Source organism: Castellaniella sp., from assembly GCF_004321985.1.
GTDB lineage: Bacteria > Pseudomonadota > Gammaproteobacteria > Burkholderiales > Burkholderiaceae_B > Castellaniella.
Map to the genome: position 1 here is coordinate 75,291 of NZ_SCQN01000020.1, position 25,321 is coordinate 100,611.

27 protein-coding genes are annotated in these 25,321 nt (G+C 64.6%); 10 read left to right on the forward strand and 17 right to left on the reverse strand.

The features are described 5' to 3' along the window. Positions 1–3: 3 nt before the first annotated feature. Genes EPN31_RS05395 through EPN31_RS05405 form a run of 3 tightly spaced genes read left to right on the forward strand, consistent with a single transcriptional unit; the run spans position 4 to position 2,334 of the window. Positions 4–870 (forward strand): branched-chain amino acid ABC transporter permease, encoded by an 867-nt coding sequence (locus EPN31_RS05395; protein ID WP_291770559.1) that lies wholly within the window; start codon positions 4–6, stop codon positions 868–870. Beyond that, positions 863–1,627 (forward strand): ABC transporter ATP-binding protein, encoded by a 765-nt coding sequence (locus EPN31_RS05400; protein WP_291770561.1) that lies wholly within the window; start codon positions 863–865, stop codon positions 1,625–1,627. Before EPN31_RS05395 ends, EPN31_RS05400 begins: the two co-directional genes overlap by 8 nt. Beyond that, complete coding sequence (locus EPN31_RS05405; RefSeq protein WP_291770562.1) at positions 1,624–2,334, forward strand: ABC transporter ATP-binding protein; 711 nt, start codon at positions 1,624–1,626, stop codon at positions 2,332–2,334. The genes EPN31_RS05400 and EPN31_RS05405 overlap by 4 nt, the downstream gene beginning before the upstream one ends. Before the next feature lie 73 nt (positions 2,335–2,407). Here EPN31_RS05405 and EPN31_RS05410 read toward each other — a convergent pair whose 3' ends face one another. From EPN31_RS05410 to EPN31_RS05420, 3 genes are read right to left on the reverse strand one after another with little or no spacing between them, the layout of a single operon-like run. Beyond that, positions 2,408–3,376 (reverse strand): ABC transporter permease, encoded by a 969-nt coding sequence (locus EPN31_RS05410; RefSeq protein WP_291770563.1) that lies wholly within the window; start codon positions 3,374–3,376, stop codon positions 2,408–2,410. After that, entirely contained in the window at positions 3,373–4,311 is a 939-nt protein-coding gene (locus tag EPN31_RS05415) for an ABC transporter ATP-binding protein (protein ID WP_291770564.1), read from the reverse strand. Before EPN31_RS05415 ends, EPN31_RS05410 begins: the two co-directional genes overlap by 4 nt. Continuing rightward, positions 4,308–5,471, reverse strand: coding sequence for an NEW3 domain-containing protein (locus EPN31_RS05420; RefSeq protein ID WP_291770565.1), 1,164 nt, complete (start codon positions 5,469–5,471; stop codon positions 4,308–4,310). The genes EPN31_RS05415 and EPN31_RS05420 overlap by 4 nt, the downstream gene beginning before the upstream one ends. Before the next feature lie 189 nt (positions 5,472–5,660). On the opposite strand from EPN31_RS05420, the gene EPN31_RS05425 reads away from it, so the two are divergent. The 6 genes from EPN31_RS05425 (at position 5,661) to EPN31_RS05450 (ending at position 11,478) form a co-directional block, all read left to right on the forward strand. Next, positions 5,661–6,389, forward strand: coding sequence for an energy transducer TonB (locus EPN31_RS05425; protein ID WP_291770567.1), 729 nt, complete (start codon positions 5,661–5,663; stop codon positions 6,387–6,389). 27 nt (positions 6,390–6,416) lie between these two features. Beyond that, the gene (locus EPN31_RS05430) at positions 6,417–7,289 is read left to right on the forward strand and encodes a MotA/TolQ/ExbB proton channel family protein (protein WP_291770601.1); all 873 of its coding nucleotides are present in this window, start codon (positions 6,417–6,419) and stop codon (positions 7,287–7,289) included. A gap of 1 nt (position 7,290) precedes the next feature. After that, on the forward strand, positions 7,291–7,737 hold the full coding sequence (locus tag EPN31_RS05435; protein WP_291770568.1) for a biopolymer transporter ExbD: 447 nt from the start codon (positions 7,291–7,293) through the stop codon (positions 7,735–7,737). Positions 7,738–7,790: 53 nt separating this feature from the next. Beyond that, positions 7,791–8,465, forward strand: a complete 675-nt coding sequence (locus EPN31_RS05440; protein WP_291770569.1) for a response regulator transcription factor — start codon at positions 7,791–7,793, stop codon at positions 8,463–8,465. A 61-nt stretch (positions 8,466–8,526) separates the two neighbouring features. Then, positions 8,527–9,588 carry an ATP-binding protein gene (locus EPN31_RS05445; RefSeq protein WP_291770570.1) on the forward strand — a complete coding sequence of 354 codons (1,062 nt, stop codon included), beginning with the start codon at positions 8,527–8,529 and terminating at the stop codon, positions 9,586–9,588. A gap of 3 nt (positions 9,589–9,591) precedes the next feature. Then, positions 9,592–11,478 carry a potassium transporter Kup gene (locus EPN31_RS05450; protein WP_291770571.1) on the forward strand — a complete coding sequence of 629 codons (1,887 nt, stop codon included), beginning with the start codon at positions 9,592–9,594 and terminating at the stop codon, positions 11,476–11,478. A 17-nt stretch (positions 11,479–11,495) separates the two neighbouring features. Here EPN31_RS05450 and EPN31_RS05455 read toward each other — a convergent pair whose 3' ends face one another. The 13 genes from EPN31_RS05455 to EPN31_RS05515 all read right to left on the reverse strand — a co-directional run bounded on the left by EPN31_RS05455 (position 11,496) and on the right by EPN31_RS05515 (position 21,640). Further along, entirely contained in the window at positions 11,496–11,903 is a 408-nt protein-coding gene (locus EPN31_RS05455) for a hypothetical protein (RefSeq protein WP_291770572.1), read from the reverse strand. Positions 11,904–12,009: 106 nt separating this feature from the next. Continuing rightward, on the reverse strand, positions 12,010–12,309 hold the full coding sequence (mnhG, locus tag EPN31_RS05460; protein WP_291770574.1) for a monovalent cation/H(+) antiporter subunit G: 300 nt from the start codon (positions 12,307–12,309) through the stop codon (positions 12,010–12,012). Continuing rightward, the gene (locus EPN31_RS05465) at positions 12,306–12,590 is read right to left on the reverse strand and encodes a K+/H+ antiporter subunit F (RefSeq protein WP_291770575.1); all 285 of its coding nucleotides are present in this window, start codon (positions 12,588–12,590) and stop codon (positions 12,306–12,308) included. Before EPN31_RS05465 ends, mnhG begins: the two co-directional genes overlap by 4 nt. Then, positions 12,587–13,075, reverse strand: coding sequence for a Na+/H+ antiporter subunit E (locus EPN31_RS05470; protein ID WP_291770576.1), 489 nt, complete (start codon positions 13,073–13,075; stop codon positions 12,587–12,589). The genes EPN31_RS05465 and EPN31_RS05470 overlap by 4 nt, the downstream gene beginning before the upstream one ends. Continuing rightward, on the reverse strand, positions 13,072–14,733 hold the full coding sequence (locus EPN31_RS05475) for a monovalent cation/H+ antiporter subunit D (protein ID WP_291770577.1): 1,662 nt from the start codon (positions 14,731–14,733) through the stop codon (positions 13,072–13,074). Before EPN31_RS05475 ends, EPN31_RS05470 begins: the two co-directional genes overlap by 4 nt. Next, a complete protein-coding gene (locus EPN31_RS05480) occupies positions 14,730–15,071 on the reverse strand; it encodes a Na+/H+ antiporter subunit C (RefSeq protein ID WP_291770578.1) in 342 nt (113 codons plus the stop codon). The genes EPN31_RS05475 and EPN31_RS05480 overlap by 4 nt, the downstream gene beginning before the upstream one ends. 2 nt (positions 15,072–15,073) lie before the next feature. After that, positions 15,074–17,983, reverse strand: coding sequence for a monovalent cation/H+ antiporter subunit A (locus EPN31_RS05485; RefSeq protein ID WP_291770579.1), 2,910 nt, complete (start codon positions 17,981–17,983; stop codon positions 15,074–15,076). 154 nt (positions 17,984–18,137) lie between these two features. Continuing rightward, on the reverse strand, positions 18,138–19,502 hold the full coding sequence (locus EPN31_RS05490) for a hypothetical protein (RefSeq protein ID WP_291770580.1): 1,365 nt from the start codon (positions 19,500–19,502) through the stop codon (positions 18,138–18,140). A gap of 6 nt (positions 19,503–19,508) precedes the next feature. Further along, on the reverse strand, positions 19,509–19,751 hold the full coding sequence (locus EPN31_RS05495; protein ID WP_291770582.1) for a DUF2249 domain-containing protein: 243 nt from the start codon (positions 19,749–19,751) through the stop codon (positions 19,509–19,511). After that, entirely contained in the window at positions 19,748–20,173 is a 426-nt protein-coding gene (locus EPN31_RS05500) for a VOC family protein (protein ID WP_291770583.1), read from the reverse strand. The genes EPN31_RS05495 and EPN31_RS05500 overlap by 4 nt, the downstream gene beginning before the upstream one ends. Before the next feature lie 60 nt (positions 20,174–20,233). Continuing rightward, complete coding sequence (locus EPN31_RS05505; RefSeq protein WP_291770602.1) at positions 20,234–20,473, reverse strand: DUF2249 domain-containing protein; 240 nt, start codon at positions 20,471–20,473, stop codon at positions 20,234–20,236. A gap of 126 nt (positions 20,474–20,599) precedes the next feature. After that, on the reverse strand, positions 20,600–20,791 hold the full coding sequence (locus EPN31_RS05510; RefSeq protein ID WP_291770584.1) for an oxidoreductase-like domain-containing protein: 192 nt from the start codon (positions 20,789–20,791) through the stop codon (positions 20,600–20,602). Between the two features lie 18 nt (positions 20,792–20,809). After that, positions 20,810–21,640 carry a class II glutamine amidotransferase gene (locus EPN31_RS05515; protein WP_291770585.1) on the reverse strand — a complete coding sequence of 277 codons (831 nt, stop codon included), beginning with the start codon at positions 21,638–21,640 and terminating at the stop codon, positions 20,810–20,812. A 216-nt stretch (positions 21,641–21,856) separates the two neighbouring features. Between EPN31_RS05515 and clpB the strand changes: the two genes are divergently transcribed. Then, positions 21,857–24,448, forward strand: coding sequence for an ATP-dependent chaperone ClpB (clpB, locus tag EPN31_RS05520; RefSeq protein WP_291770586.1), 2,592 nt, complete (start codon positions 21,857–21,859; stop codon positions 24,446–24,448). Between the two features lie 95 nt (positions 24,449–24,543). Here clpB and EPN31_RS05525 read toward each other — a convergent pair whose 3' ends face one another. After that, entirely contained in the window at positions 24,544–25,248 is a 705-nt protein-coding gene (locus tag EPN31_RS05525; RefSeq protein ID WP_291770587.1) for an epoxyqueuosine reductase QueH, read from the reverse strand. Between the last annotated feature and the right edge of the window lie 73 nt (positions 25,249–25,321).

A 25,321-nucleotide genomic window follows, 5' to 3' on the forward strand; every position in this document is an offset into this window, starting at 1 on the left:
GACATGACTGCTTTCGAGACCTTCTGGGCCATCTACAGTAATGTCGTGCTCTCACTGGGCACCAATGCGCTGCTCGCGCTGTCGATCTGGCTGACGCTGGACTGCGGCATGTTGTCCATCGCGAACGCGGCTTTCATGGGCATTGGCGCTTATTCGGCGGCGCTGCTCACGGTGAATTTCGCGCCGCCCTTCATCGTGTCGCTGGCGGCGGGTATGGCGGTGCCGGCGCTGGCAGCGGCGATCATCGGATTGCCGACGCTGCGGCTGTCGGGGGTCTATCTGGCCATGGCCACCTTGGCCTTTGGCGAGGTGGTGCGCGTCTTCGTACTGAACACAACGTCGCTCACGGGGGGGGCGCTGGGTCTGAACGGCATTCCCCAATTGACACAGTGGTGGCACGTCCTGCTGGCTGTAGTCGCGGTGCTGTTCGTGCTGTGGCGGTTGAAGGTTTCCCGGATCGGCCGGGCCTTTGACGCCATCCGCGGCGACGAGACAGCGGCCAGCTTGATGGGTGTGAACGTGGTGGCCAACAAAATGCTCGCCTTCGTGTTGGGGGCGGCCGTGGCCGGGCTCGCGGGCGCGTTGGATGCGCATCTGACGTTCTATATCGGTCCCAACGAGTATGGCTTCGAGCGGGCGGTAGAGATCCTGACCATGACGATTCTGGGCGGCATCAACGGCCTCCTGGGCCCGATTCTGGGTGGCACCATCCTGACGTTGCTGCCAGAGGTCCTGCGTGGTCTGGACCATTTCCGCCTGGTGGCCAATGGCCTGATTCTGGTGCTCATCGTGCTGTTCCTGCCCCAGGGGATCTGGGATCCCGCGCGCTATGGGGCGTGGCTGGGCAAACGGAGGCACCGCCGTGCTTGAACTTTCCAACGTCTCGGTGCATTTCGGCGGACTGCAGGTGTTGCAGGACGTCAACCTTCAGGTGCCGTCCGGCTCGATCTTCGGGCTGATCGGCCCAAATGGAGCCGGCAAGACCACGATTTTCAATCTGGTGACAGGGCTGCTCACGCCTGCGGCGGGGAGCATCCGGTTCGAGGACTGCTCGCTGGTGGGGATGAAGCCGCATCGCATCATGCGCCTGGGCCTGGCGCGTACGTTCCAGAACATCCGCCTGTTCAAGGAAATGACGCTGCTGCAGAATGTGGTGGTGGGGGCCTACCGCCACATGAATTACGGCGTGTCCTCGCTGCTGCTGGGCCTGCAGGGTTACCGCCAGCAGGAATCCGCCGCCCGCGAAAGAGCGTTGGAACTGCTGACCTGGATGAAGCTGGATCACAAGGCCCACGACCTGGCCAACAACCTGTCCTATGGCGAGCAGCGCCGGCTGGAGCTGGCCCGCGCGCTGGCATCGGAACCCCGGCTGCTGCTGCTGGACGAACCCGTGGCCGGCATGAATACCGGCGAACGGGCTGAACTCATGAAAGACATCCAGGCCATCCGGGCGCGCGGCTATACCATCCTGATGATCGAGCACGACATGCATTTCGTCATGGGCCTGTGCGACCAGGTGGCGGTGCTGAATTTCGGCCGCATCATTGCCTGCGGGGAGCCGCGGGCCATCCGCAGCAATCCCGATGTCATCGAAGCCTATCTGGGGCGTGACGAGGAGGCGGCATGAGTGCGGTGCTCGAGGTACGCGGCCTGACGGTACGCTATGGCCATGTAGAGGCCGTGCGCGGCATCGATTTCGATCTGGAGCTGGGCGGCATCACTGCGCTGGTGGGCGCCAACGGCGCGGGTAAATCCTCGACGCTGCTGGCGTTATCGGGGCTGGTCCCCAAGGCTGGTGGCACCATCCGTTTTGACGGCGAGGACATCACGCGCCTGCCGCCGCACCGGGTCGTGGATCGCGGCATCATCCAGGTCCCCGAAGGCCGTGCCATCCTGACGCAAATGACGGTGCGTGAAAATCTGATTCTGGGCGCCTATCGCCACGGGAACAATGGCTTGCCGGCTGATTTCGACTATGTGTTTTCGCTGTTCCCGCGGCTGAAGGAGCGCCTGGATGGCCTCGCTGGCAATCTGTCCGGCGGCGAGCAGCAGATGCTGGCGATCGGCCGCGCGCTCATGGCCAAGCCGCGCCTGCTGCTGCTCGACGAGCCTTCGATGGGGCTTGCCCCGCTGCTGGTTCAGGAAATCTTTCGCGCCCTGCGCGCCATCAATGCAGATGGCCTCACGCTGTTTCTGGTGGAACAGAACGTGCGCCAGGCGCTGAAATCGGCGCAGCACGGGTATGTACTCGAAAACGGCAGCCTGGCGCTGTCCGGCACGGGCGCCGAACTGCTTGATCATCCACGCGTCCTGCAGGCGTATCTGGGGGTCTGACCCGACGGGCGAGGGCGGGCGTGGTTCTCCGGTTCCCCCGTGAATCTTTGGCCACGCGCGGGCGCCCGCCGTATCAGGCGCGGATCTCCTGGCGTTGAAACACCACATAGCCCGCCGTGAACAGCAGCACGACGGCGGCGATGAGCCCCGTGAACTGGGGCCAGATGATGGCCAAGCTCTGCGACAGGGGTAGCGGGCTGCCCAGCAGCGCGCCCTGGATCTGCGACAGGAAGACCGGCCCCAGCGTCCGTGTGGAGGGACTCAGCAGGGTGATGGCCGTGTCGTTGAACAGCGTGGTTGGAGACACATGCAGCAGTCCCTGCTGCCAGGCGACGGTATGCAGGTCCATCCCGCCTGCCAGTTGGGTGGCCAGATCGGGCGGTGCGATCGCTTGGGCGATGGCGGGCGCCAGCATGGGCCAGAGCAGGGCGCAGAACAGCCACAGACCCAGGGCGACCAGCGCCGAGGTCGAAGCAGACCGGAAGGCCACCGAGCAGAGAATGGCCACGGCCAGCCACACGCCTGCGTAGGCCAGTGCCGCCAGCAGGAACATGAGCGAACGCAACACTTCCTCGCCACTGGGCGGGACGCCCAGCAGGATCAGGCCGGCGCCCATGACGAGCAGCCACAGGCAGACCAGACAGATGCCCAGCGCGGCGAGTCCGGCCAGGAATTTCCCCAGCAGCAGTGCGTCGCGGTACAGCGGCTGCGACAGCAGCCTGCTCATCGTGCGCCGGCTGTATTCGCCGTTGATGGCGTCGAACCCCAGCCCAATGGCGACCAGCGGGATCAGGAACCCCAGCAATGCAGCGAAAGATGGCAGCGGTGCGCGCGTGTCGGTGAACAGGCGCAGGAACACGAAAGGATCGGAGGCCGTGGTCTGCCGGATGCCCTGGATGGCGCCATAGAGCGCGGCGGCAGCCGTCAGCACCACCAGCCACTCGAGCATGCGCATGCGTGCGCTGCCCATGTGATCGGCCAGCTCTTTGGACAGAACGGCTCCCATCCCGCTCCAGGGCGAACCGATGCGGTGGGTCTTCATGATGCGGCGTTCTCCGAGAAGGTGTGGTGGTAGATGCGGTCCAGGCTGGGAGTACTGACTGCCAGGCCACGCAGCCTGGCGCCGGCCAGCACGGCGGCCTGCGCGGCCTGGGCGCGCACGTCCGCCTCGGCCTGCAGGATATAGCTGCCATTCGCGTCGGCATGGACCGATTTCACGCCGGGCACTGCTGAAAGGGCTTGGTTCAGGTCGGCGCCGTCGGCTTCTACGCGGATCTCGTGGCTGCAGCCACCCAGCACCTGCCGAGCCAGATCAGCCACCGGGCCCATGAGCGCGATGCGCCCGGCATTGAAGAGCGCCACGCGGTCGCAGATGCGCTGCATCTGGTCCAGCAGGTGCGAGGACAGCAGGACGGTGGTGCCGTCCTCACGCAGGTCGGCGATCATGCGCAGAAAGGATTCCGTGGATTGCGGATCCAGGCCAGATGTGGGTTCGTCCAGGATCGCGATGGGCGCGCGCTTGAGCAGGATCTCAGCCAGGCCCAGGCGGCGACGCATACCGTGCGAGAACGTGCCCACGCGCTGGTCGATGCGCTCTTGCAGCGAGACGCGCGCCAGCGCCTGCTCGATGCGGGCGTCCCGCTCGCTCGCGGGGATGCTGAGCAGCCGGGCGGTGAAGCGGAGGTTGTCGCGTGCGCTCAGGTAGTCGTAGAACCCGACCGAGTCCGGCATGTAGCCGATCTGGCGCTTCACCGCGAGCGGGTTGCGCCAGGGGTCTTCGCCCAGGATGCGGACCTGGCCGCGACTGGCTTCGGTCAGCCCCAGCAGCATCAGGATGGTGGTGGTTTTGCCAGCGCCGTTGGGCCCCAGCAGGCCGAAGACTTCACCGGCCCGGACGTCGAAGTCCAGCGACTGGACCACGGTCCGCCGGCCATAGTCCTTGCCCAGCCCCTGGGCGGTGATGGCTGCGCTGCTCATCGCCGGCCATACCGGGCAATGGCACCGATCAGCACCAGGAGCGCGATGGCAATCAGAACCGCGCCGGTGATGCCCCACAGCGAGGACGTGGTGACCGAGACCCGCAGGTCGCCGTCCGCCGATTGGCCACCGGAGCGAGCGTGTAGCTTGACCATGTAGTCCCCCGCCAGCGACTGGGTCGAAGGTGTGATGTGAAGCTGGACCTCGGCAGTCTTGCCAGGCTCCAGATGCGCTACCTGAGCGGGTTCGAAGTTGACTTTCCAGCCGGAGGGCGCGGTGCTGTCCAGCGCGATGTCCTGGGCCACGGCGGTTCCGGTGTTCCGCAGCTCCAGCGGCATGGTGCTGGCGTGGTCGATCTGCGCCTGGGTGCTCATCAGGCCGTCGCGGCCAGCGAGCGTGAGCGCTGGCTGCCCGGTGATGTCGAGCTTGAGCGTGGTTGCCGCCTTGACCCCGTCGGCTGCCACCTGTACCTGGATGTCGTGTTCGCCCGAGGCTGCCGAGATGGGCGGTCGAACGTGCAGTTTCACGGTCTTGGATTCACCGGCCTTGATCGGGACGGCGCTGATCTGCTGCGTGCCGTATCCTTCGGTGAACGTGGCGTCGAAGTACTGTGGTGCTTGGGCTGCCAGGCTGGCCAGCACGTCCTGCCCGCTTTCGTTCTTCACCGTGAGCTGATAATCGAATGAGGTACTGGCGGACCCGGTGAGCTGAGGCAGTTCCGGCTTGACCGACAACTGGGCTGGTAACTGGGTAGCCAGCGTCACGTCAATGGGCAGGCTCAGGTGGCGCAAGCTGCTGTCGGCGTGGACCGTGATCGTATGCTGGCTTTTGGCGTCGTTCTTGGGGATGTCCAGGCGTAATTGCAGGCTCAACGAGTCATTGCTGGCGGGCATGGCGGATTCCACGGGGCGCCCGCCCCCCAGCAGCGTGGCCTTCCAGTCCTTGGGGACCCCCGCCATGGAAAGCGTCAACCGCTCGGGGGGCGTGGACTGGTTGCGCAACTGCAGCGACACGGTGGAAGTCTGCCCAGCTTGCAGCGTAAGGGATGGATAATCCGTGGATAGATAGATGCTGGCGGGAGGCGTGTCGGCGGCCAGTGCGGCGGTCTGTAGGCATAGGGCACACAAGGCGGTGACCCACAGGGCAGAGATTCTCGGCATGGTGTTGTTAGGCCTCTCGATCGGTGGAAAAAATAGGGAGTGTCTCCTGACTGACAGACTGTATCCAGCCGTGTGAAGTTTCATGAAATAAGTAATCCTTTATTTCTGTACGTGTTTTTGGTTGTATTGGGAATCGTTTTCATCATTGATAAAATGCCCGTCTTCTTATCGTCAGAATCAATGGTCTCCATGCGCCTTGGCGTTGCCCGCTTTCCGTGGCTGAAGCTTGCGGCTGCGTCCACGGCGCTGGGGCTGCATGCGGCGGTATTGGCCATGGTGCTGTCCTCGCCAGTGGTGCAGGTGGCGGCGGGACAGCCGGAGGCGCTGGACGTGCAGTTCGTGGAACTGGCGCCGGCGAATCAGGCGCCTGCGCCTGAGTCCAAGCCTGATCATGCTGTGCCGGTTGCGGAGTCTGAACCGGCGCCGGAGCCGGCCCCAGAGCCTAAATCGAAGCCAAAGCCGGTCCACAAGACCAGACCGGTCCCGCCGGCCAGAACCAAAGCCGCGCCCGTCCGCGAGGCACGGCCGGCTCATGACGCCGTGCCGCCGTCGCTGGCTGCGGCCAGTGCCGCTTCGACCAGCCGGTCCGACACTGCTCCCACCGCCCCCGGCCAGCTGCAGGCCGTGGATCCGGATCGTCCCAGGACCGTGGGTCAGGTGGACTATCTGGGCAAGCGCCCCACGCCGGTCTATCCCCGTCTGTCCGAGCGGCGCGGCGAGCAGGGGCGGGTGGTGCTGCGGGTACTGATCACGCCTCAGGGTGGGGTGGCCGATGTGAAGGTCCAGCATTCCTCGGGCTATGCGAGGCTGGACGAGGCGGCGGTTCAGGCCATGCGGCGGGCACACTTCCGGCCCTATACGGAAAATGGGGTCGCCTATCCGGCAAGGGTGGACATTCCCTTTGATTTCGTCCTATAGCTTTCATCGTAAAAGGTTGCGCTCATGATGCTCGATGTCATCCATTCCATTGCGCTGGCGCTGGCCCAGGTCAGCGGCGCTGACGCCGGCACGACGGCGGCTTCGAGAGCCGTCGCGGCGGGTGCCCATGTGCTGGCGGCAGCGCCGGCAGCGGCCGCGGCTGCGGGCAGTCTGGGAATCGCCCACTTCGTCGGGCAGAGTGACCTGATCGGCAAGTCGCTGTTCGTCTTTCTCGTGCTGATGTCCCTGGCGAGCTGGTATCTGATTCTCGCCAAGGCCTTCACGCACTTGCGCATTCGTCATCGATCGAGGAAGTTTCTGGCCGAGTTCTGGGCTGCCAGCTCGCTGGAGCAGGTCGAGAACGAAATCGCCACCCATGGAGCCACCGAACCGTTCGCCCATCTCGCCAGTCACGCCATCCACGCGCAGAAGCACCATGCCCGGTACGGGGCGCTGAAGCTCGAAGAGAGCGGTTCCACGGCCGCGTTCGTGACACGCACCATCCGCAAGGTCATCGACGAGGAAACCGCCCGGCTGGAGAACGGCCTGACGGTCCTGGCATCGGTGGGATCCACGGCGCCATTCGTGGGGCTCTTTGGCACCGTGTGGGGGGTCTATCATGCGCTGCTTTCCATCGGCATGGCTGACGGGGTGACCATCAACCGCATTGCGGGGCCGGTGGGCGAGGCCCTGGTGATGACGGGGCTGGGGCTGGCCGTGGCGATTCCGGCGGTGTTGGGTTATAACGCCTTCGTGCGCATCAATCGTGTCTACCTGGCCCGGCTGGATGCGTTTGCCCATGACTTGTTCACGTTCCTGACCACGGGTCAGCAGGTCGATGACGGTGATCATGAACGCCGCGGCCCCATGATCAGCCTGGCGTCCAAGCGGGGAGCTTGAAATGGCTTTCGGGAGCTTCGATTCCAAGAACACCGGCTCGGCCATGTCCGAGATCAACATGATCCCGCTCATCGACGTGATGCTGGTGCTGCTGGTGATCTTCATGATCACGGCACCTTTGCTCAGCCATACCATTCGCATCAACGTTCCCCAGGTCAGTGCCCAGCCGACCGAGGAAACACCGCAGCCGATCGACTTGGCTGTGGACGCTCACGGGGCCCTGTTCTGGAACGATCAGCCAGTGGCCGAGACGGATTTGCCGTCGCTGTTCGAGCAGCAGGCTGTACGCGATCCGCAGCCCGAGATCCGCATCCGTGCCGACCGGGATACCCGCTATGGGCTGTTGGCCCGGATCATGGGGGCCGCGCGTGTGGCCGGGATGAAGCGCCTGGGGTTCGTCACGCAGCCGGGGGCGACCACACCGGTCCCCCCGGCGTCAACAATGTAACCAGCCCTGCTCATTGGTGACGTCGAATGACGGGTTCAGGCTAGAATCACCCCATGCGAGTTCTAGTCATCGAAGACGACACCACACTGGGCCACGCGCTGCAGGAATTCCTGACCAGTCAGGGCTATGCCGTGGATTGGCTCAAGGAAGGAGACCGTGTCGAAGGCGCCGTTGCCGGTCAGGCATATGACCTGCTTCTGCTGGATCTGAATCTTCCCGGGATGGGGGGGCTGGAGGTCCTGCAGCATTTGCGCACGGGCGGCTACCAGGGCCAGGTGCTGATCCTCACGGCGCGCGATGGGCTGGATGACCGGGTGGCGGGTCTTGATGCGGGGGCTGACGACTATGTCACCAAGCCGTTCGATCTGGCCGAGCTGGCTGCGCGGGTGCGGGCGCTGGCCCGACGCAACCACGGGAAGGCCCAGACCGTGCTGGAATGCGGTCCTCTGGCCTTTGACACGGTGGGGCGACAGATTCGCGTGGCCGGCAAGCGCTTGTCGCTCTCCGTGCGCGAGCTTTCGGTGCTGGAGATGCTCATGGCGCGGTCGGGTCGTGTCGTGACCAAGCAGCAGATCGTCAATTCCCTCTCGGCCTGGGATGCGGATTTCAGCGAGAATGCGGTTGAAGTCTACATCTATCGGCTGCGCAAGCGGCTTGATGGGACCGGGGCCAGCATCCAGACTGTCCGCGGATTTGGATACCTGCTTGACGTCGAAAGTGCCGATTAAGCCAGCTGCTCGGGATCCACTCCAGGACGACAGACACGCACTCGGGTGGTTCGAGCGTCTCGTGCCGCAGGATTCGCTGGCGCGCCGCCTGGTCCGGCGCCTGTTGCCGGCGCTGTTCATCCTGATCGCCATCGATCTGCTGGCGACTTGGTTCATGACCGGCATGATTCGTCCGCAGCCCTGGCTGCTGCGTGACTTGTTCTGGGCGATGCTGCTGGCCCAGGCCTTTCTGGTGCTGCTGTTCGTCTGGGTGCTGGTGTCGGGCATCCGGACCGAACTCACGTCCATCAACCGGTTGGCCGACCAGATCCGCCAGCGTTCCATCGACGATCTGCAGCCGCTGGATCTGGTGGGACTGCCCAGCGAAGTCGCACCCCTGGTGCTGCATTTCAACGATCTGCTGGTACGCGTCGGTGATGCCATGCTGGCACAGCGCCGCTTCATCGGCCACGCGGCCCACCAATTGCGTACGCCGCTGGCCGGCCTGAAGGTGGAGTCCGAGCTCATGCTCAGCCAGGACCATCTGCCGGCGGACATCCGGATGCGCACCGAACGCATCAAGTCCGTCACGGACCACATGATCCGCATGGGGCAGCAACTGCTGGTGCTGGCGCGCGCCGATCATACAGCCCGCCCGCAGGACAGCTTCGTGCGCCTGGACTTGTGCGAGTGGATGCGCTGTACCGGATCGGAGTGGCTGGGGCGCACACAGGCGCGCGAGTTGGAATTGCAGCTCACGGCACCGGACGATGCTGTCTGGGTGGACGGCGACCCGGTGCTGCTGGGGGAGTTGCTGGGCAATCTGATCGATAATGCCTTGCGTTATGGGCGGGGGGCGCGGAACATCCAGTTGCGGGTCATGGCCAATCCGCCGTCCTTCTCGGTGGCCGACGACGGCTGCGGTATCCACGAGGGGGACGTGGAACGCGTGTTCGAGGCCTTTTATCGGGCGACTGACGCAGGCTCGGGGGGCTCCGGGCTGGGACTGGCCATCGTGCGCGAGATTGCGCGGGCCCACGGCGCTTGGTGGAAAGTCCGCAGCCGGCCGGAATTTTCAGGCACGCAAATCACCATCATTTTCCCTGGGCCCAGGCGCGGCATCGGCCTGACCCGGAGCGAGTAGAACATGGCGACACAGAATGAAGAGGCCGCAAGCCCCAAAGCGGCGCTGCTGATCGGGGCACTGGGAATCGTCTACGGCGACATCGGGACCAGCCCGCTGTATACGATCAAGGTTGCCCTGGCCGGGGTCGGGGGCCCGCCCGATGTGGAACACGTGTTGGGCATGCTTTCCATCCTGTTCTGGATGCTGGTGGTGGTGGCCTCGCTGAAATATGTGGTCTGTATCCTGAGCGCCGATAACCGGGGTGAAGGCGGGACGCTCGCGCTGATGGAACTGGCGATGCGCGGCCGTACTGAAAAGGTTCGCTGGCGGCTGATTCTGCTGGGGTTGATCGGGGCCAGCCTGTTTTATGGCGACAGCATGATCACGCCTGCCATTTCGGTGCTGTCGGCGGTGGAGGGCATCGGTATCGTGTCACACGGCCTGGATCCCTGGATCGTTCCCATCTCCGCGGCAGTGCTGGTGGCTCTATTCATGTTTCAGTCGCGCGGCACCGGTACCGTGGGCAGGTTGTTTGGCCCGGTGATGCTCCTGTGGTTCCTGGTGCTGGGCACCCTGGGCGCCTGGCGGATCATCGAAGAACCCCAGGTGCTCAAGGCGGTGAATCCACTGTGGGCGGTGCGCTTCATCGCCGATGCGCCGCTGGAAACATTCCTGGCGCTGGGCGCGCTAGTGCTGGCCCTCACCGGGGCCGAAGCTCTGTACGCCGACATGGGGCACTTTGGCCGCTCGACGATCCGGCGGTCCTGGTTTTCGGCCGTGTTCCCTGCGCTCGTCCTGTGCTATTTCGGCCAGGGGGCGCTGCTGCTCAGCGACCCGTCGTCCATTCGCAATCCGTTCTTTCTGATGGCCCCGGACTGGGGGCTGGTGCCGCTGGTGGCGCTCGCCACGGTGGCGACGGTGATCGCCTCTCAGTCGGTGATTTCGGGCGCATTCTCCATGACGCGCCAGGCGGTTCAGCTGGGTTACTGGCCGCGCATGACCATTCTTCATACCTCGGCGCGTGAGGAAGGCCAGATCTATCTGCCGCGCGTGAACTGGCTGCTCATGGGAGCCGTGCTGATCCTGATTCTGGCCTTTGGTTCATCAGACCGCCTGGCACATGCCTACGGCTTCGCGGTGACGGGCACCATGCTGATGACTTCGGTCCTGGCCTTTGCGGTGCTTCCCCGGGGCGCACGTGGCGGCCGGCGTCTGGCCTGGCTTGCGCTCATTACTGTGTTCCTCGTGATCGATGTCCTGCTGTTTTCATCGAATACGCTGAAGCTGCACGAAGGCGGCTGGCTGCCGCTGGTGGTGGGCATCGTGCTGTTGGTGCTCATGACCACCTGGAAGAGGGGCCGCCAGCAGGTGCATGACACGCTGGCGGGCGACCACCAGTCGCTGGGGAGCTTCATGGAATCTCTGGAGGCATATCCGCCCGTTCGGGTGCCGGGCACATCCGTGTTCATGAGCATGATTGTGGGCACGGTGCCGCCCGCGTTGCTGCACAATTTGAAACATAATAAGGTGCTGCATGAACAGGCGCTCTTCCTGACCATCGAGGTGGCCGACGAGCCCTATGTGCCGTTTGGTGAGCGTCTGAAGGTGGATCGGGTGAGCCGCAGCAGCTGGCAGGCGATCGCCCGCTGGGGGTTCAAGCAGGAACCGAATGTGCCGCAGGTCGTGGGCCAGATCGCCCAGGAAGTTCCCGAGCTGAATCTGGAGCCCATGCAGACATCCTATTTTCTGTCGCGACAGACCATCATCGTGGTACGGCGGCTGCCCTGGTACAAGAGCTGGCGACGGCACCTGTTCGCGCTCATGGCGCGCAACGCCAGCCGCAGCACCCGGTTCTACCGCATTCCGCCGAACCGGGTGGTTGAAATGGGCATGCAGATGGAGCTTTGAGGCGCCGTCGCCACGTCCTATGAGCCGGAGCCGGATGCCGGGATCGTGATGGTGGTTTCGCGCAGGATGCCGCCGGATTGCACCGAGCCCTGTTCACGGACCTGGTTCTTGTTGTCCATCAGGATCATGCAATCCTGGCGCTGAGTGCCTGTGAGTGCATTGCAGCGCTGGGTGCGGTTCTGGGTCTCGGACTGCATGCCGGGAGCAGCCAGCCCATTGTCCCGGGAAGCCTGCGCGGCAGCGCCAGCTTCCTTCAGGCAGGCCTTCTTGTCGATTCCCGGGGTGGTATTGCAATGCTGCACATCGCGTTGATATTGCGATTGCGCGGGACTGGCGGCTTCGGCCACCGGAGAAAGCAGGAAGGCACAACCCAGGCCAGCGGCCAACAGGGTTGCGCGCAGAGAGACTCGAGTCACTTGACGCATGATGGCACTCCTATCTGAATGACGATACAGGCCGATGCCTGTACCAGTGATGTTACAGCTAGCATCAGTTTACGGGTTTTCACCTAGCAGAATGTGACAAATTTCCTCAGTGTCGGCGGATGGCGCTTTGCATGAGCAGGATCGCGGTCACGGGGGCTGTCAGCACCAGAAACAGACAGATCAGCCATTCGTGGACGATGGGGCGGTGCTGCAGCAGGCCGGCCACCAGAGTGGAGGCCAGCACCACGCAAAATGCGCCCAGCGTGGTTCCCATGGTCGGGGCGTGCATGCGCTCATAGAAGCTGTGAAGGCGCAGCAGGCCCAGGGAACCGATCAGCGTGGCGATGCCGGCCACAGCCAGCAGCAGGGCCACGATGACGGCAGCCCACAGCGGCAGCTCGTTCATGGTTCGATCACCTCGCCACGCAGCAGGAATTTGGCCAGTGCGGTGGAGCCCACGAAGCCGAACAGGGCAATGAGCAGTGCTACGTCGAAGTACAGCCCCGCCTCGAAACGCAAGCCCAGGACGAGCAGGATCAGCATGCCGTCAATGTAGACCGTGTCCAGGGCCAGGATGCGGTCCTGGGCGGTGGGGCCGCGCACCATCCGGATAGCGGCGCATCCCAGGCCCAGGGTGAAGCACAGCAGTGCGAAGGCGATGGCGCCGTTCAGAATCATCAGGCTCATTCGAAAATCTCCAGGAGCGGCCGCTCGTAGCGGTCCTGAATGGTGTGGGTCAGGTCAGTGGCGTCCTTCAGGTCCAGCACATGCAGCGTGAGCACATTGTGGTCGGGATCGTGCCCTGCCCAGACGGTGCCGGGCGTGAAGGTCACGATGCAGGAAAGCGCTGCCAGGGCGTGCGGGTCGCGGACGCGCAGCGGAATGTCCAGGAATCCGGGATGGGCGCCGGCCGCATCGCCGCGCAGGATCCGCAGGCCCACCAGGTAGTTCGAATGCGCGATGTCCAGAGCGACCCGGCTGATCAACCGCAAGGCGACAACAGGGTGACGCAGGCGGGCCCGAACGGGCCGCAGGATCGGCGCCAGCAGGCCCAGCACCAGAGCGATCACCAAACCCAGGCTCCACTGTCCGATGGAGAGGCTGTCATTCAGAACCAGCCACATGGCCAACAGCAGGCCGGCGAGCGGCAGTGATCGCAGCAGGTATCTCATGGCATCGTCCCTGTGGCAGCTGTTTCGGCTGCTTGTGCGGCATCCGGGTGTCGGCTGTCCTGGCCCAGCACGGCCTGTACGTAACGGCCAGGCTCGTTCAGGTAGTATGCCGTGTCGTCCAGGTAGTCCAGCGCGGGCCCGGCCTGTACGGTCAACAGCCCGCAGGCCGACAGCAGGATCAGGATGGGCACGATCTCCCGGATTTTGAGCCTGGGAATCTGCAGGGTTTCCGGAATCCAGAACAGCCGCACACCGCATCGCCCCAGGGCCATCAGGCATGCCAGGCCGGACACCAGCATCGCGGTCACCAGCAACCAGACGTTCAGGGTTGGCGCACCGTATTCCGCTGTGCGCAGGGCCGCCGACAGCAGGGAGAATTTGGCCACGAATCCGGACAGGGGCGGCAAGCCGATGATGAGTAGCGCACAGGCAAAAAAGCTCAGGCCCAGGAACGCCATGGTAGCCGGCAGCGGCTCACCGACCGTTTGCTCCGACAGGCTCTTGGCGTCTGTTTCCTCGGTTTCAAAGGCTTCCTGGGTAATGGCCAGCATATCTGCGCCGAATGGCTGGCTGCGCTCGGTAAGTTCCAGCAGCAGGAAGAGCGAAGCCAATGCGGCGACCGAACTGAGCAGGTAGTAGAGGGCTGGGCCAGTCAGCGTGACGCCCGGCATGCCCAGCGCCGCGAACAGGGTGCCCGACGAGGTGATGACGGCATAGGCTGCGATGCGCCTGGCCTCCGTGCTGGCCAGCATCCCCAGCGTACCGAACGCCAGTGTGGCGATGCCGGCCGGGAACATCCAGGCTCCCCCGAAGGCCGCTGGCGCGCCCGCTGGCAGCAGCAGCGACCCGATGCGCAGCAGCGCGTAGATCCCGACCTTGGTCATGATGGCGAAGAGCGCACCGACCGGTGCGCACGCCTGGGAGTAGGCCGATGGCAGCCAGAAATTCAGGGGCCAGGCGGCGGCCTTGATCAGGAAGGCGATCCCCAGGATCGCGGCTGCGCTGTCGAAGAGCCGGCGATCAGCGCCATGGAGTACCTGCGCTCGCAGTGCCAGATCCGCGAAATTCAGGGTGCCGGTCAGCCCGTAGATCAGGGCGATGGCGATCAACAGCAGGAAGGACGCGATCAGGTTCACGCCAATGTAGTGCAGGGCGGCGGTGACGCGCTGCTTGCCCGACCCGTGCAGCATGAGCCCATAAGACGCGGTGAGCAGGATTTCGAAGAACACGAACAGGTTGAACAGATCACCCGCCAGAAAGGCTCCGTTCAGGCCCATGAGGATGAACTGGAACAGTGGATGAAAGTGGCTGCCTGCGTTGTCCCAGCGGGCCGTGGCGTAGATCCAGGTGCAGATCCCGAGCAGCGCCGTGAGCCCCAGCATCAGGGCGCTCAGCCGGTCCACCACCAGCACGATGCCGAAAGGCGCGGGCCAGTTTCCCAAGAGGTAGACGCCGATCCCGTCAGGCCATCCCGTGGGCAGCCATTCCAGCGTGGCAGCCAGCAGCAGGAGTGCGACGGCGCCCTGCAGGGCAAATGAAATAGCCGCCAGCCAGACCCGAATCGGGCGCTGCACGTCGCGGGTGAGCAGCATGGCGGCTGCCGCCATCATGGGCACCAGCACGGGCAGAACGGGCAGTGGCTGCAGCCACAGGCTCATGGGCGCCGCTCCTCGCCGTCGACGTGGTCAGTGTCGCTCATGCCGCGCGCTGCCAGCAGCACGACCAGGAACAGCGCAGTCGTGGCAAAGCCGATGACGATGGCCGTGAGCACCAGCGCCTGGGGCAGCGGATCAGCGTAGCGTGCCGGGTCGGCCCAGTGCGGGTCGATCACGGGCGGCGCGTCCAGACGCAGCCGGCCCATGGCGAAGATGAAGAGGTTGACGGCGTAAGTCAGCAGCGTCAGCCCCATGATGAACTGGAAGGTGCGCGGGCGCAGCAGCAGCCATACGCCCGAGCCCGCCAGGATGCCGATGGCCAGTGCGAGTATCCATTCCATGGTCAGGTCTCCCGCAACGTCGCCGGGGCAACGGGTTCAGTGAGCTTGCGATAGAACCGCAGCGACTGGTGGGCGAGCGCGACGAGCATCAGCATGGTGGCACCCACCACCAGCATGTAGACACCGATGTCGAAGAACAGCACGCTGGACAAGTGGAGGGTACCCAGAAGCGGCAGCGTGACGTCCAGGCTGTAGGCCGAGAGCAGTGGCCGCCCGAACCACCAGGCCGACAGCGCCGTCGTGCCGGCGACCAGCAGGCCCGAGGCCATCCAGGCCTGGGGACGGATGAGTGGACGGGCTTCGACCCACAGGATGCCGCCCACCAGGTATTGCAGGATGATGCCGGTGGCCATGACCAGGCCGCCGACGAAGCCGCCGCCCGGCTGGTTGTGACCGCGCAGCAGGAAGTACAGCGAGATCAGCGTGGAGATCGGCAGCAGCAGCCGCACCAGCACTGCCGGGATGCGCATCAGGCCGTCGGGCAGCGGCGCCTGTGGATCGGGCTCCACGAAGACGGGGGACTCCGTTGGCCGGCTGCGGCGTTGCAGCGGAACCGTGATGGTTCCGGCCGGTGGCCTGAAGCGCCGCAGCAGGGCGTAGACGCTGAGCGCCACGATGGCGAGCACGGTGATTTCGCCGAATGTGTCAAAGGCGCGAAAATCGACCAGAATGACGTTCACCACGTTGGCACCGCCGCCCAGTGGCCAGGCCTGTTCCACGAAGAAGGCGGATATGCTGGGGAGGCCGGTGGGCCGAACCATCATAGCATAAGCCAGTGCCGCCAGCCCGGCACCCGTGGCGATGGCGACTGTCAGGTCGCGCATGCGGCGCCAGCGGATGCGGCCCGAGGCGGGCTGGGGGAACTCGTCGATGCGCGCAGGCAGCCAGCGCAGCCCTAGGAGCAGCAGGATGGTGGTGACGACCTCGACCGAGAGCTGAGTCAGGGCCAGATCGGGGGCCGAGAGCCACGCAAAGGTCACGCACGTGATGAGGCCTGCGGCCCCCGCCAGCATGAGTGAGGCCAGCCGGTGATATTTGGCCAGACGCGCGGAGGCGATTGCGCAGGCACCGCCGGCCAGCCACATGAGGCCGAACGATTCCACGGCATTGGACTGCTGTTGGCCTTGCGTCCACCAGCCTCCCGCCAGCAGCGGCAGCGCGGCGACGGTCGCCGTGCACAGGACCAGCAGCAGGACCTGGGGCTGCAGCCGATGCGTCTGCAGCCTGGCAAGCAGCCAGGCGCTGCCGGCGTCCACGGCTTCCAGACTCGCTTCGAAGCTTTTGCGGCCGTCGAGCCGGTAGATGATCGGTACCTGGCCAGGCGCCCGCTGGTCGCGGCTGCGCAGCAGCCGGTACAGCACGATCCCGGCCAGCATCGCGATGAAGCTCATGAGCAGCGGCAGATTCAGGCCATGCCAGGGTTGCAGATCGTAGGCGGGGACGCGGTTTCCGAGCAGTCCGTGCATGACCATGGCGAGAACCGGGCCCAGCGTGAGCGACGGCAGCATGCCCACGGCCAGACAGATCAGGACGAGGATCGCGCAGGGAATCAGCATCATGCGTGGGGGGTCGTGCGGGACGCGGGGCAAGTCGGTGGCGACCGGGCCAAAGAACACTTGCAGAATGAGGCGCAGGGAGTAGGCCACGCTGAAGGCGCTGGCGATGACAGCCAGAGTCGGCAGTCCCCAGCGGCTGGCCCAGTGCCCGGTGACGAAGACGGTTTCGGCGAAGAACATTTCCTTGGAAATGAAGCCATTCAGCAGTGGGACGCCGGCCATGGCCGCTGCCGAGACGGCCGCCAGCACCGCCGTCAGGGGCATGCTCGCGCGCAACCCCGACAAGCGCACCAGGTCCCGTGTCCCGGTCTCGTGATCGACGATGCCCGCCGCCATGAACAGCGATGCCTTGAAGGTGGCGTGGTTGATGATGTGGAAGACGGCAGCCACCAGCGCCAAGCGGCTGTTCATGCCCAGCAGCAGCGTAATCAGCCCCAGGTGGCTGATGGTGGAATAGGCGAGGACGCTTTTGATGTCGCGCTGGAAGGTCGCTGCGTACGCCCCCAGCAGTAGCGAGCACAGCCCCGCTCCGCCGATGATCCAGGTCCACCAGTCGGTACCCGAGAAGATGGGCCAGAATCGTGCCAGCAGGAAAACGCCTGCCTTGACCATGGTCGCCGAATGCAGGTAGGCCGAGACGGGTGTGGGCGCCGCCATGGCGTTGGGCAGCCAGAAATGGAAGGGGAACTGGGCGCTTTTGGTGAGCGCTCCGATGGCGAGCAGCACTACCAGGATCGGATACCAGCGGTGGTTGCGAATGGCGGGGGCAGCCGCCAGCACCGCATCCAGGTCATAGCTGCCCACGATATGGCCGATGATCAGCATGCTGGCCAGCAGGCAGAATCCACCCGCGCCAGTGACCAGCAGCGCCATGCGGGCGCCGCGCCGTGCGTCCATACGATGATGCCAGTAGCCGATCAGCATGAAGGACGAAAGGCTGGTGAGTTCCCAGAACACCACGAGCTGAATCAGGTTACCCGCGAGCACTACGCCCAGCATGGCGCCCATGAAAGCCTGCAGGAACGCAAAAAACCGGGGGGCGGGGTCCTGCTCCGAGAGATAGTAATGAGCGTACAGCGCGATGAGCGCCCCCATGGCCGTGATGATGACCGCAAACAGCCAGGCGTAGCCGTCCATGCGTAGCGTGAGTTCCACGCCTTGAGAGGGAATCCATGGCAGCGTCAGCTTCACCACGCCGTCGCGCACGACGGCTGGTGTCAGGGTCGCCGTGAGCGTCAGGCTGATCAGTGCGCTGAGCCCTGCCGTCCAGGCTCCCGCTCGCCGGGCGTGCGTCGGCAGCAGCGCTGCAAACAGGCTGCCGGCGAAAGGGATGGCGAGGACCAGGGTGAGGAGCATTCGGAGGAGGCCAGGGACCGGCGGTTTCGCGTCCTATGATACGCGATGAAACCGGGTGCCTTCGTGCGTTTCCAGCCTGCGTTTCCAGCCTGTGTTGCCGGCATACGATGAATGTGTGCGGTGCCGACGCAGCGGCCGGGACGACCAAAGGGCTCTATTCGATGGTTGCGTCCAAACGGTCGGCCGCGTGTGCCGTGACCAGCGCCGCCAGCGTCCGGGTCGCGCTGCGGTAGCGCCACAGGGCCGCAGCGAGGTTCCAGGACAGGCCGGCCGCCGACAGCAACAGCAAGGGGCCTGCCGCATATCCGGCAGCCGTTCCGCCCAGCGCTGCGATCGTCCAGCTCAGGATCACGACAACGTGGGCCACCCACTGGGCCCGCGCACGGCCAGCGGGGATGTATTGAACCATCTTGGGCAGGCGCTTCAGGCAGGCCCGGATCCGGGCGGGATCGGATCCCGGAATCTCAAGAGCTTCCTGGGCGTGCTTCCACAGCAGGAACGGGACGATCTTGTAGAGCATTCCCTGGATCGCCGACCCGAAGACGCCCACGATCATCAGGGTCCCCAGCGCCAGTTCCGGCTGGGTCGCCCGTCCTGGGCTGAACCGCAGCCAGAGAGCCGTACAGGCCAGCAGGCTGGCCATGGCGGCATACCAGTACAGCGTTGTTGCCTCGGGTGCTGGACGCTTGCGGGTCCACAGGCGATGCAGCGTCACACCAGCCCAGACGGCATAGCCGCCGGCGAGCAGCAGTTCGGCAAGTCTGGGCGGCACGGATGCGTGGCCGCTCATGACGCTGAACGCCGTCCACGCGATCAGCAGCAGCGGAATGGCCAGCGGGAGCCAGCGGACCAGGTGTCGGGGATAGAGCTCCGTGGCCTGGAAAATCGGCAGCAGCTGGAACGACATGCCCATGAGCAGCAGGCCGGCCCAGCCCAGCAGGCCCCATAGCGCGTGGCTGTCCACCCAGTCGGCTGGTGGGCGGCCGGCGCTCAGCGAACCGGCCAGCGCGAGGCCGATGATGGCGGTGGCGGCGAGCGCGGCGAGCGACCCGCGGACGGCCACCAGAATTTCGCGGGCCCCTGCATAGACCTGGGTCCGGTAGTGCCAGAGTGATGCCGCCATGGCCAGGAGGTAGGTGGCGAACGCCAGAGTCAGCAGCAGAGTGGCCGTGCGCCAGGCGGCGGGCCACCACCACAGAAAGCCCGCTACCAGGAACAGCGTCCCCGTGGTCAGCGTCGCATGCACGAAGCTGGAGACGCCACGGGCGCGCAATGTGGGAACGTTGCACGCGACAGCCAGGATCTGCATCAGGGCTCCCAACATGGCGCTGGTCAGGATGCCCAGGGTCCAAAGATGAGTCAGCGCCAGCGTCACCGGGCTCCAGCGGCTCGCGAAGGCCTGCGGGCCAGCCCAGGTGGCCAGCGCTCCGGCCAGCAGTGCGAAGATCGGCACGTTCAGGAGCAGCGGCAGTGGTACGGCCAGTGCGGGCGTCTTGTCGAAATCCAGTGCGCGTTGCATGGCGGGTCAGTCGCGCCAGATGGTCACGCGGTAATGGGGTGGTTCGAACACGCAGTCATGCTGGAAGCCGGCGCGCGCGAGCAGTGGGTAGAGGGGGTGTGGTTCGCGATCCACCAGGAGTTGCAGGCGCTGCGCCGCGTGCAGCTCGTCCAGCGCCTGCAGGCATTGCTCCAGCGGCTCGGGGGCAGGCAGGCCCCGCACGTCCAGCGTGCGGTCCGCCGGTGCCGTGGGGCCGCTGCAGCCGGTCATTTCGCGAAAAGCTGGCTCATGTCCTTGAAGGCCTTGAATTCCAGCGCATTGCCGCAGGGATCATACAGGAACATGGTGGCCTGTTCGCCGACCTGGCCCTTGAAACGGACATAGGGCTCGATCACGAATTTCGTGCCGCGCGCCTTCAGCCGTTCGGCCAGCGCTTCCCATTCACCCCAGTGCAGCACCACGCCGAAGTGCGGTACCGGCACGTCGTGGCCATCCACTGCGTTGGTATGCGCGTGTTCTTGCGAAGGTGTGCGCGGGTGTTCATGGATCACGAGCTGGTGGCCAAAGAAGTCGAAATCCACCCAATGCGTGTCCGAGCGGCCCTCAGACAGGCCAAAGACGTCACCGTAGAAATGACGGGCGGCGGGAAGATCATAGACGGGGATGGCCAGGTGAAATGGCGACAAGCTCATGAGGGGCTCCGAGGCAAATGGGTTGGAACCCCTATGGTAGTTGAAAATGCGTCGCTCACGTTACGGGACGATGTGGAAGTCGATCACGATCTCGCCAGGATTGCGAGCCAGGTATTCGAACTCGATGTTTTCGCCGAAGTGTTCCTTCAGTTGCTGCAGCAGCGGCAGCGGGTCGTGGTCATTGCAGAACCGCATGGTTTCGCCCGGTTGCAGCGCCGACAGAGCACCGAAAATTGCGGCGTGACGGAAACGTTTGGCAATCCCGCGGGCGTCGAGCGGGTAGGTGTTTTCAGCGAACATGGGGATAGCGTCAGAGGCCACGGTGCATCATCCTGGAGTAGTGAGAAGTGGCCACGATTATAGGGATCGCGGCCGCGCCAGATGGGGGGAACCCTACGCGCGATGGGGATGTCCCCTGCCGGGCACTCAGTCCGGCTTCGGGCCAGCGTCCGGATGGCGCAGGTCCCAGGCCCGGACCGCTTCCTGCCAGCGGCGCTTGTCCTCGGCGTAGGTGTCGAAGACGCAAGGCGTGCAGCCGTTGCCGCAGCATTCGTTCAGGTCGGGCTCCACCGGTTCGGCGGGGCGTGTGTCGTTTTCCGGGAAACGGGAATCAGGCATGGCGATCGGGAGTCTGGTTCAGGCGCAGGCCAGATTCTGCCAGTTGCTGAGCTGCACATCTTCCGTGATAGGAATGTGGCGGTGCATTCTGGGTTCACCGTCCGCGAACAACACCAGTTCGCCGGGTTTCAGCGGCGTCCAGGTTTCGTTGTCCGTGAGCGGCCGCGTGGTGATGACCGATACGCAGTCCCCGCGCACGTTGGTGCGGGCGAAATCCATGGTCATGTCCGCGTCGATCAGGTGAGCGGCGTGGAAGGGCCATGCCCGTGTGATGTAGTACAGGTTGGTCGAGCAGTGGGCGAGCAGGCAGCGGCCGTTGGACATCAGGAAATTGAATACACCGTACTGGTTCAGATCGGCGGTCATCTCGCCGATGGCCTCGAAAAGGGATTCGTCGCGCGGCTCGGAGGCACCGAACCGTGCCCGCAAACCTTCCATGATGAAGCAGAACGCTCGTTCGCTGTCCGTCTGGCCGATGGGCAGGTAGTCGCCACGCAGGCTGGGTACGAACCCCTTCAGGTCGCCGTTGTGGGCGAAAAGCCAGTGCCGGCCCCAGTGCTCGCGCACGAAAGGGTGACAGTTTTCGAGTTCCAGCGCGCCCTGGGTGGCCTTGCGGATGTGGGCGATGACGTTGCGCGACTTGATTGGGTAGCGCTTGATGAGGTCTGCGACGGGCGACTGGCAGCAGGGCGCGTTGTCCAGGAAGCAGCGCGAGCCGCGATTTTCATAGAACGCGATACCGAAACCGTCGGCGTGGTGGTCAGTGTCGCCCCCGCGGGCGGCGAAGCCTGTGAAGGAGAACGTGATGTCCGTGGGCGTGGCGCAATTCATGCCCAGTAGCTGACACATGGCGGGCTGGTCTGATCGTGGGAGGCGGGTGAAAACCACCCGAATGATAACTGCGGGAATTGTAGACCTGCCGCTAGGGGCATGAACAGATATAAGCTTATGGATGCGTCATGGCGGCAACACTTGGTGCGGAACCCTGTTGAAAATCGTGCCCGGTGACCCAATTTACGTTCCATCGGGGCGTACCGCCTCCACCCACATTCGGGAACACCCACCATGCGATTAGACAAACTGACAACGAAGTTTCAGCAGGCGCTTGCCGATGCCCAGAGCTTGGCCGTGCGCCACGATCATCCTTATGTCGAGAACGTGCACCTGCTTTCCGCCTTGCTGGCCGATCATGACAGTGGTGCCGCCAGTCTGCTGGCCCAGTCCGGCGTCGCGGTGCAGCGCCTGCAGACCGAGCTGGAGCGCCAACTAAAGGCACTGCCGACCGTGCAAGGCGCCGAGGGCAACATCCAGGTCGGGCGCGAGCTGCAGGCTGCTCTGGCGCGCACCGACAAGGAAGCAGGCCAGCGCGGCGATGATTTCATCGCCAGCGAGCTTTACCTGCTCGCGCTGGCAGACGACAAGAGCGAGGTGGGCCGTGCGCTGCGAGAGGCCGGCCTGCAACGCAAGGCGCTGGAGGCGGCTATCGCCTCGGTGCGGGGCGGCGCTACGGTCACCGGCGCCGAGGACGAGGACAACCGCCAGGCGCTGAAGAAGTACACGCTGGACCTGACGGCGCGTGCGCGCGAGGGCAAACTCGACCCGGTGATCGGGCGTGATGACGAGATCCGCCGCACCATCCAGATCCTGCAGCGCCGCACCAAGAACAATCCGGTGCTCATCGGTGAGCCGGGCGTGGGCAAGACCGCGATCGTGGAAGGTCTGGCGCAGCGTATTGTCAACGGTGAAGTGCCCGAGACACTCAAGGGCAAGCGCATTCTTGCGCTGGACCTGGCGGGCCTGCTGGCCGGCGCGAAATATCGCGGCGAATTTGAAGAGCGCCTCAAGTCTGTCCTGAAGGAGCTGGCGCAGGATTCCGGCCAGACCATCGTCTTCATCGACGAGCTGCACACCATGGTGGGCGCAGGCAAGGCTGAGGGCGCCATGGATGCCGGCAATATGCTCAAGCCGGCGCTGTCGCGCGGCGAACTGCATTGCGTGGGCGCCACGACGCTGGACGAATACCGCAAGTACATCGAGAAGGATGCCGCGCTGGAACGCCGCTTCCAGAAGGTCATGGTCGATGAGCCCAACGTGGAATCCACCATCGCCATCCTGCGGGGGTTGCAGGAGCGCTATGAGCTGCACCATGGCGTGCAGATCACCGATCCAGCCATTGTCGCGGCGGCCGAACTGTCCCATCGCTACATCACGGACCGTTTCCTGCCCGACAAGGCAATCGACCTGATCGACGAGGCGGCAGCTCGCATCCGCATGGAGATCGACTCCAAGCCGGAGGTCATGGACCGGCTGGATCGCCGCATCATCCAGTTGAAGATCGAGCGCGAAGCCGTACGCAAGGACACGGACGAAGCGTCGGGGCGGCGTCTGAAGGCGATCGAGGACGAACTGGCCTCGCTGCAGCGCGAATACAACGATTATGAGGAAATCTGGAAGTCGGAAAAGGCGGCCGTCCAGGGCTCGCAGGCCGTGAAGGAAGAGATCGACCGGGTGCGCGCCGAGATGGCGGACCTGCAGCGCAAGGGTCAGTACGACAAGCTGGCCGAGCTGCAGTACGGGCGGTTGCCCGAGCTGGAAGCGCGACTGAAGGTGGCCGAGTCGGCCAGCCACGACTCGGGCTCGGAAAAGCCGCGCCTGCTGCGCACCCAGGTCGGAGCCGAAGAGATCGCCGAGGTCGTGTCGCGGGCCACCGGCATCCCGGTCTCGCGCATGATGCAGGGCGAGCGCGCCAAGCTGCTGGGCATGGAAGCCGTGCTGCATGACCGCGTCGTCGGCCAGGACGAGGCTGTGCGTCTGGTGTCCGAGGCCATCCGCCGTTCACGCGCCGGTCTGTCCGATCCCAATCGGCCCTATGGTTCCTTCCTGTTCCTGGGGCCCACCGGCGTGGGCAAGACTGAGCTGACCAAGGCGCTCGCGCAGTTCCTGTTCGATTCGGACAATCACCTGGTGCGCATCGACATGAGCGAGTTCATGGAAAAGCACTCCGTGGCGCGCCTGATCGGGGCGCCTCCGGGGTACGTGGGCTACGAGGAAGGCGGCTACCTGACCGAAGCCGTGCGCCGCAAGCCCTATAGCGTGATCCTGCTCGATGAAGTGGAGAAGGCCCATCCCGACGTGTTCAATGTGCTGCTGCAGGTGCTGGACGACGGTCGCCTGACCGATGGCCAGGGCCGGACCGTGGATTTTCGCAATACGGTGGTCATCATGACCTCGAATATTGGTTCACAGCATATCCAGGATCTGGCGGATCAGCCCTATGAAGTGGTCAAGGAAGTCATCCGCGATGAACTGAAGACGGCTTTCCGGCCCGAGTTCCTGAACCGCATCGACGAAATCGTGGTGTTTCACGGTCTGGACGCTTCGCATATCGAACCGATTGCGCGCATCCAGTTGAAGCGCCTGGCCGAGCGGCTGGCCCAGCAGGACATGCGTCTGGAAGTCACGGACGCGGCTGTCCAGGAACTGGCGCGCGTTGGTTACGATCCGGTGTTCGGGGCACGACCGCTGAAGCGGGCGATCCAGCAGTATGTGGAAAACCCGGTGGCGCGGCTCATCCTGGAAGGCAAGTTCGGACCCAGGGACGTGGTACCCGTGGACTGGGATGGCGAGAAGTTCGTGTTCGAGCGTACCTTGCAGTAACGGCTTGTGCCCGGCTTTGGCCGGATGCTGGATGTGAAAAGGCCTTCGCGGACGCCGTCCGCGAAGGCCTTTTCCATGGATGGCGCGGGCGGCGGTCAGCCTGCGGGGCGCACCGTGGGTTTGACCGGCGGGTGTTCGGGTTCCTGGTGGTCTTCGTCGCCGTAGTATTTCACCCCGGTGCGCACGGCGTCTCGGCCGTTTGTGCGGCGCCAGCGGTTGGTGTCGCGCAGCGAGAACACGCAGCCGCAGTATTCTTGCTGGTAGAAGTGTTCGGCCTTGCTGATCTCGATCATGCGTTGAGAGCCGCCGCCCTTGCGCCAGTTGTAGGTCCAGTAGATCATGCCCGGGTAGCGGGCGGCTGCACGTTCGCCGCTGCCGTTGATTTGCTCCATGTTCTTCCAGCGCGAGATCCCCAGCGAACTGGTGATGGCGTCGAACCCGTGTTCATGGGCATAGAGGGCGGTGCGTTCGAACCGCATGTCGAAACACAGGGTGCAGCGCTTACCGCGCTCCGGCTCGTTCTCAAAGCCTTTTACCCGTGCGAACCAGTCCTCGACGTTGTAGTCGGCATCGATGAACTCAATGCCATGCTTGTCGGCAAAGCGGATGTTTTCTTCCTTGCGCAACTCGTATTCGTGCTTGGGGTGAATGTTGGGGTTGTAGAAGAAGATGGAATATTCGATCCCGGAGGCGTGGATGGCCTCCATGACTTCTCCGGAGCAGGGCGCGCAACAGGAGTGCAGCAGCAGCTTCGAGTGGTCTTCCGGCAGGGTCAGGATGGGACGTTGGAATTCGGACATGGCAGCAGGCCGCGCACAGGCGGCGCAATCAGGGACGGGGGAAAGCGCATTCGCAGTGGATGGCGCAAACCTC

Excerpts from the sequence above, each read along its gene's own strand:
- EPN31_RS05450 (WP_291770571.1), top strand. The coding sequence starts at position 9,592 with ATGGCGACACAGAATGAAGAGGCCGCAAGCCCCAAAGCGGCGCTGCTG.
- EPN31_RS05510 (WP_291770584.1), bottom strand. The coding sequence starts at position 20,791 with ATGCCTGATTCCCGTTTCCCGGAAAACGACACACGCCCCGCCGAACCG.
- EPN31_RS05425 (WP_291770567.1), top strand. The coding sequence starts at position 5,661 with ATGCGCCTTGGCGTTGCCCGCTTTCCGTGGCTGAAGCTTGCGGCTGCG.
- EPN31_RS05410 (WP_291770563.1), bottom strand. The coding sequence starts at position 3,376 with ATGAAGACCCACCGCATCGGTTCGCCCTGGAGCGGGATGGGAGCCGTT.
- EPN31_RS05465 (WP_291770575.1), bottom strand. The coding sequence starts at position 12,590 with ATGAGCCTGATGATTCTGAACGGCGCCATCGCCTTCGCACTGCTGTGC.
- EPN31_RS05500 (WP_291770583.1), bottom strand. The coding sequence starts at position 20,173 with ATGAGCTTGTCGCCATTTCACCTGGCCATCCCCGTCTATGATCTTCCC.
- EPN31_RS05505 (WP_291770602.1), bottom strand. The coding sequence starts at position 20,473 with ATGTTCGCTGAAAACACCTACCCGCTCGACGCCCGCGGGATTGCCAAA.
- EPN31_RS05515 (WP_291770585.1), bottom strand. The coding sequence starts at position 21,640 with ATGTGTCAGCTACTGGGCATGAATTGCGCCACGCCCACGGACATCACG.
- EPN31_RS05490 (WP_291770580.1), bottom strand. The coding sequence starts at position 19,502 with ATGCAACGCGCACTGGATTTCGACAAGACGCCCGCACTGGCCGTACCA.
- EPN31_RS05485 (WP_291770579.1), bottom strand. The coding sequence starts at position 17,983 with ATGCTCCTCACCCTGGTCCTCGCCATCCCTTTCGCCGGCAGCCTGTTT.
- mnhG (WP_291770574.1), bottom strand. The coding sequence starts at position 12,309 with ATGAACGAGCTGCCGCTGTGGGCTGCCGTCATCGTGGCCCTGCTGCTG.
- EPN31_RS05525 (WP_291770587.1), bottom strand. The coding sequence starts at position 25,248 with ATGTCCGAATTCCAACGTCCCATCCTGACCCTGCCGGAAGACCACTCG.
- clpB (WP_291770586.1), top strand. The coding sequence starts at position 21,857 with ATGCGATTAGACAAACTGACAACGAAGTTTCAGCAGGCGCTTGCCGAT.
- EPN31_RS05415 (WP_291770564.1), bottom strand. The coding sequence starts at position 4,311 with ATGAGCAGCGCAGCCATCACCGCCCAGGGGCTGGGCAAGGACTATGGC.
- EPN31_RS05405 (WP_291770562.1), top strand. The coding sequence starts at position 1,624 with ATGAGTGCGGTGCTCGAGGTACGCGGCCTGACGGTACGCTATGGCCAT.
- EPN31_RS05440 (WP_291770569.1), top strand. The coding sequence starts at position 7,791 with ATGCGAGTTCTAGTCATCGAAGACGACACCACACTGGGCCACGCGCTG.
- EPN31_RS05470 (WP_291770576.1), bottom strand. The coding sequence starts at position 13,075 with ATGAGATACCTGCTGCGATCACTGCCGCTCGCCGGCCTGCTGTTGGCC.
- EPN31_RS05455 (WP_291770572.1), bottom strand. The coding sequence starts at position 11,903 with ATGCGTCAAGTGACTCGAGTCTCTCTGCGCGCAACCCTGTTGGCCGCT.
- EPN31_RS05480 (WP_291770578.1), bottom strand. The coding sequence starts at position 15,071 with ATGGAATGGATACTCGCACTGGCCATCGGCATCCTGGCGGGCTCGGGC.
- EPN31_RS05475 (WP_291770577.1), bottom strand. The coding sequence starts at position 14,733 with ATGAGCCTGTGGCTGCAGCCACTGCCCGTTCTGCCCGTGCTGGTGCCC.
- EPN31_RS05495 (WP_291770582.1), bottom strand. The coding sequence starts at position 19,751 with ATGACCGGCTGCAGCGGCCCCACGGCACCGGCGGACCGCACGCTGGAC.
- EPN31_RS05435 (WP_291770568.1), top strand. The coding sequence starts at position 7,291 with ATGGCTTTCGGGAGCTTCGATTCCAAGAACACCGGCTCGGCCATGTCC.
- EPN31_RS05395 (WP_291770559.1), top strand. The coding sequence starts at position 4 with ATGACTGCTTTCGAGACCTTCTGGGCCATCTACAGTAATGTCGTGCTC.
- EPN31_RS05420 (WP_291770565.1), bottom strand. The coding sequence starts at position 5,471 with ATGCCGAGAATCTCTGCCCTGTGGGTCACCGCCTTGTGTGCCCTATGC.
- EPN31_RS05430 (WP_291770601.1), top strand. The coding sequence starts at position 6,417 with ATGCTCGATGTCATCCATTCCATTGCGCTGGCGCTGGCCCAGGTCAGC.